Source organism: Thiocapsa rosea (assembly GCF_003634315.1).
GTDB lineage: Bacteria > Pseudomonadota > Gammaproteobacteria > Chromatiales > Chromatiaceae > Thiocapsa > Thiocapsa rosea.
The window spans coordinates 5290263-5304064 of record NZ_RBXL01000001.1; the positions used below are offsets into that span (position 1 = coordinate 5290263).

Annotated in this window: 11 protein-coding genes; all 11 read right to left on the reverse strand. The window is 65.8% G+C overall.

From position 1 onward, the window contains the following. Positions 1–154: 154 nt before the first annotated feature. Positions 155–1036: an acetyl-CoA carboxylase, carboxyltransferase subunit beta gene (gene accD, locus BDD21_RS23585; protein WP_170164957.1), complete on the reverse strand. Its 882-nt coding sequence runs from the start codon at positions 1034–1036 to the stop codon at positions 155–157. Positions 1037–1202: 166 nt separating this feature from the next. Beyond that, entirely contained in the window at positions 1203–2024 is an 822-nt protein-coding gene (trpA, locus tag BDD21_RS23590) for a tryptophan synthase subunit alpha (RefSeq protein ID WP_120799248.1), read from the reverse strand. Further along, a complete protein-coding gene (trpB, locus tag BDD21_RS23595; RefSeq protein ID WP_120799249.1) occupies positions 2021–3286 on the reverse strand; it encodes a tryptophan synthase subunit beta in 1266 nt (421 codons plus the stop codon). The genes trpA and trpB overlap by 4 nt, the downstream gene beginning before the upstream one ends. Then, positions 3267–3896: a phosphoribosylanthranilate isomerase gene (locus BDD21_RS23600; protein ID WP_120799250.1), complete on the reverse strand. Its 630-nt coding sequence runs from the start codon at positions 3894–3896 to the stop codon at positions 3267–3269. Before BDD21_RS23600 ends, trpB begins: the two co-directional genes overlap by 20 nt. A gap of 108 nt (positions 3897–4004) precedes the next feature. Beyond that, positions 4005–4802 carry a tRNA pseudouridine(38-40) synthase TruA gene (gene truA, locus BDD21_RS23605; RefSeq protein ID WP_120799251.1) on the reverse strand — a complete coding sequence of 266 codons (798 nt, stop codon included), beginning with the start codon at positions 4800–4802 and terminating at the stop codon, positions 4005–4007. Between the two features lie 152 nt (positions 4803–4954). Continuing rightward, complete coding sequence (locus BDD21_RS23610; protein WP_120799252.1) at positions 4955–7840, reverse strand: FimV/HubP family polar landmark protein; 2886 nt, start codon at positions 7838–7840, stop codon at positions 4955–4957. Positions 7841–8010: 170 nt separating this feature from the next. After that, positions 8011–9126 carry an aspartate-semialdehyde dehydrogenase gene (gene asd, locus BDD21_RS23615; protein ID WP_120799253.1) on the reverse strand — a complete coding sequence of 372 codons (1116 nt, stop codon included), beginning with the start codon at positions 9124–9126 and terminating at the stop codon, positions 8011–8013. A gap of 269 nt (positions 9127–9395) precedes the next feature. After that, positions 9396–10469 (reverse strand): 3-isopropylmalate dehydrogenase, encoded by a 1074-nt coding sequence (leuB, locus tag BDD21_RS23620; protein ID WP_120800100.1) that lies wholly within the window; start codon positions 10467–10469, stop codon positions 9396–9398. 64 nt (positions 10470–10533) lie between these two features. Further along, on the reverse strand, positions 10534–11199 hold the full coding sequence (gene leuD / locus BDD21_RS23625) for a 3-isopropylmalate dehydratase small subunit (protein WP_120799254.1): 666 nt from the start codon (positions 11197–11199) through the stop codon (positions 10534–10536). Further along, a complete protein-coding gene (gene leuC / locus BDD21_RS23630) occupies positions 11199–12602 on the reverse strand; it encodes a 3-isopropylmalate dehydratase large subunit (protein WP_120799255.1) in 1404 nt (467 codons plus the stop codon). Before leuC ends, leuD begins: the two co-directional genes overlap by 1 nt. Before the next feature lie 81 nt (positions 12603–12683). Continuing rightward, positions 12684–13646 (reverse strand): metallophosphoesterase, encoded by a 963-nt coding sequence (locus tag BDD21_RS23635; RefSeq protein ID WP_120799256.1) that lies wholly within the window; start codon positions 13644–13646, stop codon positions 12684–12686. Positions 13647–13802: the final 156 nt, after the last annotated feature.

Here is a 13802-nt window from a genome sequence, read left to right on the forward strand (position 1 = left end):
CAGCCGCGCCGACCGGCATCCCGGACCTCTCAGGGCCAGACACACCGACCTTCTTACACGCATCCCACATCCTGAATCGCGTCCACTCCAAGGCTCGCAGGCACACACGATCCGGCCCCCAAACAGAATCCGTCCAAACTGCACGAGACGCGATTCAGACCGGCACGACGGTGCGGACATACCGCGGCCGATGCGTCAAAATCGCGAGCAGATCGGCGATACGCTCGCGTAGATCACGTCGGTCGATGATCATATCGAGCGCGCCTTTTTCGATCAGGAACTCGCTGCGCTGGAAGCCCTCGGGCAGTTTTTCGTGAACGGTCTGCTCGATGACGCGCGGGCCGGCAAAGCCGATCAGGGCGTTGGGCTCGGCGATGTTGAGATCACCGAGCATCGCGAGACTCGCCGAGACGCCTCCCATGGTCGGATCCGTCATCACGGAGACGAAGGGCAGCGAATGCTCGCGCAAGCGTCCCAAGGCCGCGCTGGTCTTGGCCATCTGCATCAGCGAGAAAAGGCTCTCCTGCATGCGTGCGCCGCCGCTCGCCGAAAAACAGATGTAGGGCGAGTGTTGCTCGAGCGCCGCCTCGACACCCCGCACGAAGCGCTCGCCGACCACCGAGCCCATGGACCCGCCCATGAAACTGAATTCGAAGGCCGAGGCAACGATCGGCTGGCCTTTGAGCCGACCACGCATCACGATTAAGGCATCTTTCTCGGAGGACTGCTTCTGAGCCTGAACGAGTCGGTCTTTGTATTTCTTTAGATCTTTGAACTTGAGCGGGTCCAGAGACTCGAGGTCGAGCCCGATCTCCTCGCGGCCCTCCGGATCGAGAAAAGTCTCGAGTCGGCGTCTCCCGCTCAAACGGTTGTGATGGCTGCATTTGGGGCAGACCTCCAGATTACGCTCGAGCTCCGCCCGATAGAGGATGGCCTGACAGCCCGGGCATTTGGCCCAGACGCCCTCGGGGACTGCCCGTTTGGTGCTGGCGTCGGTACGGATGCGGCTCGGGATCAGCTTCTCGAACCAGCTCATACTCTTGTCCATGGCCTGTTTGATGGTGGCCGTGCGGTCGCCCTTGAGCTCGTCTGCGGTTTGGCCCGGCTTGGTTTGGCCGGGCGCGGATTTCCCGGGTGGGCTCGCGGCGGGCGTGGATGGTTTATCCAAACGCGTCAGCGCGTGGCGAACCCGGCTGGGGGGCTTAGGCGACATGGGCATCCACCTCGTCGATGGCCTGACGTAGACCGGTGAGAAATTCGGCGACAGCCTCCGGGATCCGCTCCGGGGTCGCGGCGAGCGCCTCGATTCGACTCACGATCGCGCTGCCGACGATGACCGCATCGGCGACCCGGGCGACCGAAGCTGCAGTCTCGGCGTTGTTGATTCCGAACCCGACCCCGACAGGGAGCCCGATCAGCGACTTGATCAAACCGACCTTCTCCGCCACCGCGGCGGTGTCCAGGTTCCCGGCCCCGGTCACGCCCTTGACCGAGACGTAATAGACGAACCCGGATGCGACCTCGCCGATCCGCACGATGCGCGCCTCGGTCGAGGTCGGAGCCAGGAGATAGACCAAGTCGAGCCCCTGCGACTTCAGCATCTCGACCAACGCGTGGCCCTCCTCCGGCGGCACGTCCACGATCAGTGCGCCGTCCAGTCCGGCCCCGTGCGCCGCAACCGCGAAGGTCTCGTACCCCATGACCTCGATCGGATTGAGATAACCCATGAGGATGACGGGCGTCTCGGTGTCGCGCTCGCGGAACTGCCGAACCATATCGAGCACGTCGTCGAGCGAGACGCCTGCGGCCAAGGCCCGCTCGGTTGCACGCTGAATGACCGGACCGTCGGCGATCGGATCGGAGAAGGGCACGCCCAGCTCGATCAGATCCACGCCCGCAGCAACCATGGCATGCATCAGAGGGACGGTCACGGCGGGCGACGGATCGCCTGCGGTCACGAAGGGAATGAGCGCGGTGCGACCACGCTCGCGAAGCTGCTCGAAACGTGCGGCGATTCGACTCATAAGACCAACCCGTCGTGACTGGCGACCGTGTGCATATCCTTGTCCCCGCGCCCCGAGAGATTGACGATGATCGTCTGATCCTTGCGCATGGTCGGGGCGAGCTTGTGCACGTAGGCCAAGGCGTGACTGGACTCGAGCGCGGGGATGATCCCTTCGGTTCGGGTCAGGTGATGAAAGGCGCGCAGAGCCTCGTCGTCGGTGACCGAGTCGTAAAGGGCGCGTCCGCTGTCCTTGAGCCAGGCGTGCTCCGGGCCGACACCCGGGTAGTCGAGCCCGGCCGAGATGGAATGGGTCTCGACGATCTGGCCGTGGTTGTCTTCCATCAGATAGGTGCGGTTGCCGTGCAGCACGCCGGGTCGGCCCGCACAGAGCGGCGCGGCATGGCGACCGGTCTGCAGGCCGTCGCCCGCGGCCTCAACACCGTAGATAGCCACATCCTCGTCCCCGATGAAGGGGTAAAAGAGGCCGATGGCGTTGGAGCCGCCCCCCACGCAGGCGACCAAGGCATCGGGCAAACGCCCGCTGCGCGCAAGGATCTGTGCACGGGCCTCGCGACCGATGACCGCCTGGAAATCCCGAACCATCGCCGGATAGGGATGCGGACCGGCAACGGTGCCGATGATATAGAAGGTGTTGTCGATGTTGGTGACCCAGTCGCGCATCGCCTCGTTGAGCGCATCCTTGAGCGTGCGCGAGCCGGAGGTGACCGAGACCACGCGCGCGCCGAGCAGGCGCATGCGATAGACGTTCGCCTCCTGGCGGGCGATATCGACCTCGCCCATATACACGACGCATTCCAGCCCGAGCCGTGCCGCCACGGTCGCACTCGCCACCCCGTGTTGACCGGCGCCGGTCTCGGCGATGATGCGGGTCTTGCCCATCCGTCGCGCCAGAAGGGCCTGACCGATGGTGTTGTTGACCTTGTGCGCGCCGGTGTGATTCAGATCCTCGCGCTTGAGAAAGATCTGAGCGCCGCCGAGTTCGCGGCTCCAGCGCTCGGCGTGATAGAGGGGCGAGGGCCGGCCGACATAGTCCTGCAGGTCGGCATCGAGCTCGGCCTGGAACTGCGGATCGGCCAGGTAGCGCTCGTAGGCGGTGCGCAACTCTTCGAGCGGGTGCATGAGGGTCTCGGGGACGAACATCCCGCCGTAGGGTCCAAAATGACCGCCGGCGTCCGGAAAGTCATAGGCCCCGGGATGCGAGCGCCGCGCACTCGCGGCACCGGCAAAATCCCAGTCGAAGTTATCGGGAGATGTCGACATCGTTCACCCTCTGCATGAAATCACGAATCTTGTCATGGTCCTTGACGCCCTTGGACGCCTCCACACCGCCGCTCACGTCGACACCGAACGGGCGGACCCGGCGGATCGCCTCCCCCACATTCTCGGCATCCAGACCGCCCGCGAGGACGATCGAGGGCGCAAGGGCCGTCGGGATCCGCTCCCAATCGAAGCGCTGTCCGGTCCCGCCCGGGCGAGCCGGATCGAAGGTGTCGAGCAGAAGCCCGGCGGCCTGTCCGTAGCGTCCCTGCTCCTCGGCGAGATCCAAGCCCGGACGCATCCGAATCGCCTTGATCCATCGCCGCCCGAAGGATGCGCAGAATTCCGGGGCTTCCTCGCCATGGAATTGCAGCAGCTCGAGCGGAACCTGGTCCAGGGTCGCGCGGATCTGCTCGGGGGAGGCATCGACAAAGAGCCCGACCGCCGTCACGAAGGGCGGCAACCCGGCGCAGAGGTCGCGCGCGTCCTGTGGCGACACCGCGCGCGGACTCGGCGGATGAAAGACAAAGCCGACCGCGTCGACCCCCGCGGCAACCGCCGCATCCACGTCGGCCCGACGCGTCAAACCGCAAATCTTAACGCGGGTTCTCATGATTGGCGAATGCCGGCTGAACCGCGTCTCTGAGCAACAGAACGACGGGGGTTGGAGCATCGCGCGTCGGGGCGACATGCCAGCGTCAAGTCGACGCGGTTCAGGTGATTACAAACAAGAACGTGGGACATTGTGCTGATCCGTCGATGGTGCGGGTTCCCGACCGGGCGGGAGTCGAAAGCCTTCCGGGTATTCGGCGCGCACGAAGTAGAGCCCTTGGGGCGGTGCGGTCACACCGCCGAGGCGGCGGTCGCGCAGCTCCAGAAGCTCTCGCGTCCAGTCGACCGGCGCCTCGCCGCGGCCGATCGTCATCAGCACACCCGCGATGTTGCGCACCATATGGTGCAAAAACCCGTTGGCGCCAACCCGCAACTGAACGAGGCCATCGATCGCGCTCAACTCCAGATAGTGCAGATGGCGGATCGGGCTCTTCGCCTGACAGGCGACCGCGCGGAAGCTGGAAAAGTCGTGCACGCCGACGAGTGCCTGTCCGGCCTCGTGCATGCGCTCGATGTCCAAGGGCCGGTGGCTCCAGACCGCGCGATCGCGCTGCAGGGGCGAGCGCGTCGCGCGCACCATGATGAGGTAGCGATAGTGGCGGGCCTGCGCGTCGAAACGGGCATGAAACTGCGGGTCGACCGGACAGGCCCAGCGCACGGCGACATCGGGCGGAAGATTGACATTGGTTCCGAGCACCCAGGCGCGCTCGCTGCGCCGCGCCGCGGTGTCGAAATGCACCACCTGCTCGTCGGCATGCACGCCGGCATCGGTGCGCCCGGCACACTGGACGCGGATCCTGTGGTCGGCGACGCGGCCGATCGCCTCTTCGAGCGTCGCCTGTACGCTGCGCACGCCGACCTGGATCTGCCACCCGCGAAACGCCGAGCCGTCGTACTCGATCCCCATGGCGATCCGTTGCGGGTTCCCCGCAACGATCGGCCCCGATGCGTCGGGCTCGGGCGCGGAATCCGGCGCGGAATCCGGCCTCGGCTCGGATGTCGGCGTCGCTGTCGGCACCCTGATCGGCGCCCTTATCGGCACAGGCTCCATCTCGGCATTCAGGCGAGTGTCCTCAGCATGTCCCGCGCCTCGCCGCGCTGCTCCTCGCGACCGTCCGCGATGACTTCTTGGAGGATCTCCCGCGCGGAGGAGACGTCGTCCATGTCGATGTAGGCCCGCGCGAGATCGAGCTTGGTGGCATTCTCGTCCCAGATCCCGGAGTCCATCGCCCATTGCTCGGCGAGTCCCTCGTCCGGGGGCTCGAGCACATCCGGCAAGGGGTCGCCGCCGGGCGCATCGCCCGCAGAAGGAGCCACCGCGTTCCTCGGGAGCGTCAGGCTCGGCAGCGACTCCTCGGGCTGCGCCCTCGACCCGACCACGGGCGGTGGTCCGGCGTCCAGGAAGGCATCGAGATCCAAATCGCGCGAGTCGCGAAGATCGTCCAGCGTCAGGACTAAGTCGGACTCTTCGGGAAGCCCGTCCCGAGGATTCAGATCCTCGGTGCCCGACGGAGCCGCCGGATCCTGCAGAGCCGACAACTCGGGCAGCTCAAGCGGACTGTCCAATGCGGAATCGTCGAACAACAAAGGAAGATCCTCGTCCTGAGACGGCGGGGACAACGTCTCGGCCACCGGGGACGGTGCCGCCGTTCCGCGAGCGGGACCGTGAACGGGAGCGGGAGTCGATCCGGGACGAGGTTTGGACTCAAACTCGTCGAGATCGAGCGTGAAGAAGTCGTTTTCGTCCTCGCGAGGCTCGCCGAAGGACGCATCGGAGGCATCATCCAACGCCGGAAGATCCGGATCGGTTTCCTTCGCAGGGATACCGGTCGCCTCCGTAATCGGCATGGTGGCGCCCGGGTCCCAGGTACCGCCTTGCTCGACCACCGCGGCGATGGCGCTCAGGCGTTGCCAGCGCGCCGGCTCGGCGGTGTCCGCTCCGGTGGCCTTGAGGTGCTGCATAAGCTTGCGCAACGCCTCCGGATTCTCGGATCCGGCATAGACCTCCGCCAGCTTGAATCTCACATCGAGACGTTCGGGGAAGCGTTTTAGCTCGCGCTTGAGCAGCTCCTCGGCCTCCTTGTAACGACCGTAGGCGATATAGATGTCGGCCTCGGAGAGCGCATCGGCCTCGTCGGTCTCCGCCTCGAAATGTCCGAACGCGGTGAGCTGGGAGGACGGCGCCAGCAACCCGGAGTCGCTCTGCGGCTCTTGATCCGTCGGCTCGGGCGCTGCCGGCTCCGGCTCGCTCGGCGGCACGCGGGCGGCGTCGGCCGGCGTCCGGTCCGCAACCCCGGCCGGCGTGGGTTCGGGCGCAACCGGCTCGGACTCCGACTCGGACTCCGGCTCCTGGAGGGTGACGACAGCGGAGTCGATACTCCACTCGTCTTCATTCTCCTCTTGCTCGCGACGACGACGCGCCGAGACCAATGAAAACGCGAGTACCCCCAAGGCGGTCACCCCTGCGAAACCAGCCAGCGGGAGAAGATAGGCATGCCAGGCGGAGGTGGGCGCGGGAGCGGCATCCACCGCAGTCTCGAGCTCCTCGCCCACGACCTCCGGGGATGCCTCTGTTTCGGTTTCGACCTCGGCGAGACTCGGGTCGGCGCCCGCATCGACGTCCGGTGCCTCTTCGCTCGGGGCCGTCGCGACCTCCTCGGAGATCGATTCCTCACCGTCGGCTGCGGCGATCTCGGTCTCCGCGACCACCTGATCGGGCGTCTCCCCGGAAGGTTCCGAATCGATCTCGATTGCGACCGATTCCTCCGGCGTTCCCCCCTGAAGTCGCGCCACCTCGGCGTTTCTCAGTTGCAGCAGGGTCTGGATGTCGGCGAGCTGCGTCTCCAGCTCACGGACCCTCTCGCGAAGCTCCTCGGTCTCCTGACGGGCCGATTCGCTCGCCTCGATCACCAGCAGGAGCTCCTGCTCCAGATCGGTCGCCGGCGACGGCGGCGTGCTCAAGGGGTCACGGTCGGGGTCATCGTCGGCTGGCGCCGGCGCCGCCTCGACGGTGCCGGGGACCGCACCGGCGGCTGCGCCCGCGATGCGCAGACGCGCGCTCTCCGCAGCTGCCGCGTCGTCGATCCGCGCAACCTCGGTGATGGGCGAGCGCCGCACCGTACCGCCCTGCAGTGCCGCCTGAAGCTCCGCCGCCGCGGCGGCCTCGTCGAGCGCAAACAATTCAGCGCGCGTGGGGATAACGAGGGTCTTGCCGGCGATCAAACGGTCGATATCGCCGTTGATGAAGGCGTCCTGATTGTTTCGGTACAGCGCCAGAGCGGTCTGGGCCGTCGTCGCGCCCGCGGGTTGAGCCCCGCGCGCCAGTCGCAATAGCCCAGTGCCGGAACGCACGGGACCGAAGTAGGCGGGGAATCCATCCGGCCCGCTCGGGATCCGGCGGACCGGCTGCGACGGGGGCCGATCCACAGCATCGCTGCGCGGCGGTGCCGGGTCGGAGCGCGCGGCCGATCGCGGTGGCGAAGGGGGCGTCGCCGGTCGGCGATCCGTGATGGCGGGCGGGCGCACCTCGGCGGAGGCACGCCGCTCGGACATCGACGGCGGGTCCAAGAGGACGGTGAATTCCTTGGTCAGTTGGCCGGCCGGCCAGACGACCTCGACGAGGAAGTCCATGAAGGGCTCACGGATCGGCTCGCGACTCGTGACACGAATCACCGCACCGCCGCGTGCGGACACCTCGGGCTTGAAGGCGAGCCCGGTCAAAAAGTGATATCGCTCGATCCCCGATTTCGCAAAGGCATCGGGGCCCGCGAGTGATGCCTTGACGGTGTCGAGCTCGTCGGATTTGACGTCGAAGAGATCGATCTCGCCGACGAAAGGCTGGTTGAGGGCGGAGTCGGTGCGTAATCCTCCGAGGCCGAGGGCAAAAGCGTCGGAGCCCATCAGGGCCAAGACAATGAGCGACGCCTGAATGACCTGACGAGACATCCGCCTCCCTCGTGCGCTGGCGGCATCGGACCGCCGGAATCGGGAGAGCCGGCGACCGATGGCTCGTCCGGCTCGTATTACCCCTGAAGCAACCGGACTATATCCGAACGCGTCCGTGCACACCAAGAACGCTGTATCCGGCTATCCGCCCGAGATCGAGCGCGACCGGATCAGCGCGCGAGCAAGATCCGCAGCATGCGTCGCAGGGGTTCGGCCGCGCCCCAGAGCAGCTGATCGCCGACCGTGAAGGCCGTGAGATAGCGCTCGCCCAGGTTCATCTTGCGCAGTCGACCGACCGGGACCGTCAGGGTGCCGGTCACCGCAGCCGGAGACAGGCCCTGCACGGTCTCTTGCCGATCGTTGGGGATGAGCCGCACCCAGTCGTTGGAAGCCGCGATGATCTCCTCGATCTGCGGGATCGAGCAATCACGCGTCAGCTTGATCGTCAGCCCCTGGCTATGGCAGCGCATGGCACCGACACGCACGCACAGACCGTCGATCGGCACGGGATCACCCTCGCGACCGAGGATCTTGTTGGTCTCGGCCATGCCCTTCCATTCCTCGCGGCTCTGACCGTTCGGCAGGGCGGTGTCGATCCAGGGGATCAGACCACCGGCCAGAGGGGCTCCGAAGTTCTCGGTCGGAAAGGCGGTGTCGCGCATGGTCTCGGTGACGCGCCGGTCGATCTCCAGGATGGCGGATGCAGCATCATCGAGGAGCGGCGACACGGCACCGTGCAGCGCGCCCATCTGCGAGAGCAGCTCGCGCATGTTCTTCGCACCCGCACCGGAGGCCGCCTGATAGGTCATGGCACTGACCCAGTCGACCAGACCCTCGCGGAACAGCCCGCCGATCGCCATCAGCATGAGGCTCACGGTGCAGTTGCCGCCGATGAAGTCGCGCTTGCCCTGCTCCAGTGCGACATCGATCACGGGCTGGTTGACCGGATCCAGGATGATGGTCGCATTCGGATCCATGCGCAGCGCCGAGGCCGCGTCGATCCAATAGCCGTCCCACCCGGTGGCACGCAGCTTAGGGTAGATCGCCTTGGTGTAGTCCCCGCCCTGACAGGTCAGGATGAGGTCCATCTCGCGCAGGGCATCGATGGACTCGGCATCCTGCAGCCGGCGTGCGCCGCGCCCGACGTCCGGACCCGGCTGACCGACCTGCGAGGTGGTGAAGAAGACCGCCTCCGGGATCAGATCGAAATCGCCCTCCGCCCGCATGCGGTCCATCAAGACCGAGCCGACCATGCCACGCCAGCCGATGAATCCAACACGCTTCATGGGATGTACTCCGTAGTCGTTGGTGTATGTGTTTCAAGGCTGGCGGCGGCCTGCCGCTCGTGTATCGCTGCAGAGATTCCGAGACCGCCCGAGATCATGTTCGTTGTCGTTGTCGTTGTCGTAATCGACCATCGATAGGACTACGTCCACGATTACGACAACGACAACGAACGGTCTCGATACATCTGCCGTGCTGCACTAGCTAAACCGAAGCTGGTGGCTGGTGGCTGGCGGCTGAGACGGCCGGCGGCTGAGACGGCCGGCGGCCCCTAAAGCTCCGCCACCACTGCGTCGCCCATCTCGGCGGTGCCGACTTGACGCATGCCGCTCGACATGATGTCGGCGGTGCGCAGCCCCTGGTCGAGGACCTTGGAGACTGCGGCCTCGATGCGCTCGGCGGCGGGTGCGGCGTCGAGCGAATAGCGCAGCATCATCGCGACCGAAAGGATGGTGGCGAGCGGATTGGCCACGCCCTTGCCGGCGATATCCGGTGCGGAGCCATGGATCGGCTCGTACATGCCCTGCCCTTTCTCGTTCAGGGAGGCCGATGGCAACATCCCGATGGAGCCGGTCAGCATGGCCGCACAGTCCGAAAGGATGTCGCCGAAGATATTGCCCGTGACCATCACGTCGAACTGCTTGGGCGCACGCACAAGCTGCATGGCGGCATTATCGACATACATATGGGACAGCGCGATCTCCGGATAGTCGCGCGCGGTCTGGATCGCAACCTCGCGCCACATCTCGGTACATTCGAGCACGTTTGCCTTATCCACCGAGCACACCTTCTTGCCGCGCTTCATCGCGATGTCGAAGGCGACGCGACAGATGCGCTCCACCTCGGACTCGGTGTAGACCATGGTGTTGAAGCCGCGACGCTCGCCCGACGGCAGGGTCTCGACCCCGCGCGGTTGGCCGAAATAGATGTCGCCGGTCAGCTCGCGCACGATCATGATGTCGAGCCCGGAGACCACCTCGGGCTTGAGTGTGGAGGCATCGGCCAACTGCGGATAGAGGATCGCCGGGCGCAGATTCGCGAAGAGACCGAGCCCCGAACGCAAGCCGAGCAGACCCTTCTCGGGACGCTTGGAGATATGCAGCGGCTCCCATTTGGGTCCACCCACCGCGCCGAGCAGGACGGCGTCCGATGCACGCGCGGCCTCCAGCGTCTCCTCGGGCAGCGGGTCGCCCGCGGCATCGTAGGCCGCACCGCCGACCAATCCATCCTGCATGGAGACATCGATGGCCCCTTCCGCTTGCAGGACATTCAGGACCTTAACGGCCTCGGCCACGATCTCCGTGCCGATCCCGTCACCCGCCAACACCAATATCTTCTTGCTCAATGGTTTCTCGCTCAATCAAGTCTCGTGGTGTACTGCTCTTCCACCGCGCCCGGTGCGGTATGCGTCATGTGTTGGAGAGGCTTGGCCGCGGCACGGAAAAGAGCCAGGGCGCCTCGCGCCGACGGCGCTCCTCGTAGGCACGGATGACATCCGCCTGCTCCAAGGTCACGCCGATGTCGTCCAACCCCTTGAGCAGACGTTCCTTGTTGCCTGCGTCGACCTCGAACGCAATGCGGGTGCCGTCGTCCAGCATGAGCACCTGCTCGGGAAGATCGACGCTGATCCGCAGTGCTTGGGCCCCGTTCGCCAGGGCAAAGAGGTCATCGACGATCTTGGAGGCCAGAACGATCGGCAGAAGACCGTTCTTGAAGCAGTTGTTGTGGAAGATGTCGGCAAAGCTCGGGGCGATGACGACACGCAGCCCGAAATCGGCGATCGCCCAGGGTGCATGCTCACGCGAGGAGCCGCAGCCGAAGTTCTCGCGGGCCAGCAGGATCTGCGCGTCTGCGTATCTCGGGTCGTTCAGCACGAAGGTCGGGTTCAGCGGCCGGTGCGTGCAGTCCATCCCCGGCTCGCCGCGATCCAGATAGCGCAGCTCGTCGAAGAGATAGGGCCCGAACCCGGTGCGCGCGATGCTCTTCAGGAACTGTTTCGGGATGATGGCATCGGTATCGACGTTCGAGCGATCGAGCGGCGCGACGATGCCGGTGAAATTTTGGAAGGGTTCCATCAGAGCTCCCTCACGTCGACGAAGTGACCGGTCACCGCAGCGGCGGCGGCCATCGCGGGACTGACCAGATGGGTCCGACCCCCTTGACCCTGCCGGCCCTCGAAGTTGCGGTTGGATGTGGATGCGCAGCGCTCGCCCGGCTCGAGCCGATCGGCGTTCATGGCCAGACACATGGAACAGCCGGGCTCGCGCCACTCGAAACCGGCATCGGTGAAGATCCGGTCCAGGCCCTCGGCCTCGGCCTGCGCCTTGACCAGGCCCGAGCCCGGAACGACCAGCGCCAATTGAATGCCGTCGGCGACCTTGCGGCCCTTGACGACCTCGGCGGCGGCGCGCAGGTCCTCGATCCGCGAATTGGTGCAGGATCCGATGAAGACCTTGTCCGGACGGATGTCCCGAATCGCGGTGCCGGGTTCGAGACCCATGTAATCGAGCGCGCGGCGGATGCCCTCGGCCCGCACCGGATCCTGTTCGTCGCGCGGATCCGGGACAGCGCCGTCGATCGGGACCACCATCTCGGGGGATGTGCCCCAGGTGACCTGCGGCTGGATCGCAGCCGCGTCCATCCGGACCACACGATCGAAGTGCGCATCGGGGTCGCTCACCAGGGTGCGCCAATGGGCGGCGCCCTGCTCGAAGAGCTCACCGGTCGGGGCATAGGGACGGCCGCGCAGGTACTCGATCGTCTTCTCGTCGACTCCGATCAGACCCGCGCGCGCGCCGGCCTCGATGGCCATGTTGCAGACGGTCATGCGCCCTTCCATCGAGAGCGCGCGGATGGCGTCGCCCGCAAACTCGATCACCGAGCCGGTCCCGCCGGCCGTGCCGATCTCCCCGATGATGGCGAGCACGATGTCCTTGGCGGTGACGCCCGGCCCGACCTGCCCGTCGATGCTGATCAAAAGCGTCTTGGACTTGCGCTGGATCAGGCACTGGGTCGCGAGCACATGCTCGACCTCGGAGGTGCCGATCCCGAACGCGAGCGCACCGAAGGCGCCGTGGGTCGAGGTGTGGGAGTCGCCGCAGACAACGGTCGTGCCCGGCAGGGTAAAGCCCTGCTCCGGGCCGATCACGTGCACAACACCTTGGCGAGGATCGGACATCCGAAACTCGGTGATCCCGAACTCAGCACAGTTGCTGTCGAGCGTCTCGACCTGAATCTTGGAGACCGGATCCGTGATGCCGGCCGCGAGATCGCGCGTCGGGACATTGTGATCCGGCACGGCCAGATTCGCCGCGACCCGCCACGGACGCCGACCGGCCAGACGCAGCCCCTCGAAGGCCTGCGGCGAGGTCACCTCATGAACGAGCTGGCGGTCGATATAGAGCAGGGCCGTGCCGTTCTCGTCGAGATGGACGACATGCTCGTCCCAAAGTTTAGCGTAGAGGGTCTTGGCACCCATGGCTCCGGCCTCGAAACAAAAACGAATCGCGAAGCATAAACGCCGTGGCAGTCAAACTCAATTGCGGCGGCGCAGCATGCCTCACTGCATCAACCGATCCCGCGAGATCGGATACATCGCGCTGACCCCGAACGGCTCCTCCGCCCGCGGATCGACACTGATCCAAACCCCGCCGACCACGGGCGAGCCCGGGACCTCGGTGCGCACGAAGCGCTTGAAGGGCTCGCCCGTCGCCGGGTCGATCAGCGGACGATCGTGCTTGAAGCGATGCGTGTCGCCGTGGATCACGAGCACCGGCCCGGGATAGGCGCCCATCAGCTCGACGAGTGCGCGCCGAAAGCGAACAAACCCGCGCGCCGGCCGGGCCTTCTCGAATTGCGGATTCGCGTGAAAGATGATGACCATCGCGGCCGCGTCGCGCTCGGAGGCCAGCGCAGTCGCCTGATGTAGAAAGCGCACGTTCGCGGCATCGCGCGCCTCGAACTCGGCGACCGCGGCCGGGTCATCGGGTGCATAGCCGTTGTTGCTGCCGACGACATGGACCGTGACGAAGAGGACCCCCTCGCGGATGAAGATGTAGTTCTCCGGATAGTCGGTCGCGTCGGCACCCTCGCCCCGGACGATACCGAGGCGATCGAGCCGCAGCACGCCCGGATCCCCGTAGAAGACCTCGCGCACCCGCGCGAGACGCTCCCGCGGGTCCTTGGCACCGGCGCGCTCGCGGTGACAATCGGTCCATTCGTTGTCGCCGGGCGTGAAGACGACAGGCACGGCCCGCACCCGAAAGAGATCCGCGATCGTCTTGAGGTTGGCGTCCGTGCAGGGGCTGCTGCCGGACTTGATGTCGCCGACATGGATCAGGAAGGACGTCCCTTCGGTCTCGGCGGTGTCGAAGAGATCGCGAAGCTGTTCGGTCTCGGCGGAGAAATAGGGCAGATCGCCCGCCGCGAAGAAGCGCAGCGTCTCGGCCCGGGCGGACGATACGCTCAGGAGGATGAGCAGAGCGGCCGGCCAAACGCCAAGCCCTTTCGGATGTCGATACATGACTTTAAGTGCTCCAGCGGTTCCCTTGAACCCAAACCGCGCCCATCGCGGTATGCGATGTGTTTGGATGGGATCGGCCCCGGCAGATGTGACGACGGCTGGAGACGGCGCGGTTTAAAATATTAAAAAATATATCGTATTCTAAACCGCGTCCCC